Source organism: Enorma phocaeensis (assembly GCF_016901575.1).
GTDB classification, from domain to species: Bacteria; Actinomycetota; Coriobacteriia; order Coriobacteriales; family Coriobacteriaceae; genus Limicola; species Limicola phocaeensis_A.
On sequence record NZ_JACJKQ010000107.1, the window covers coordinates 1 to 220 of the forward strand.

Below are 220 nucleotides of genomic sequence, written 5' to 3' on the forward strand. Positions count from 1 at the left end.
GACCTGTGCGAGATGTGGGTGCTCGCACCGCTCGCCGACGAGCGCCTCACGTCCCTCGACGAGCTGAACCGCGAGGTGCGGAGGCTCGTCGACGCCCTCAACGCCCGCGAGCGCGCCGAGGGCAGTCGCGACGACGCGTTCTTCGGCGAGGAGCGCGCGGCGCTGAACCCTCTGCCCGGGGCGCCGTTCGAGCTGTACGAGTGGAGGCGCTGCAAGGTGT

Annotated in this window: 1 pseudogene; it reads left to right on the top strand. The window is 71.8% G+C overall.

Going from position 1 to position 220, the window contains the following annotated elements:
* Positions 1-220 (top strand): annotated as a pseudogene (locus H6A15_RS10325) (IS21 family transposase); the annotation flags it as partial.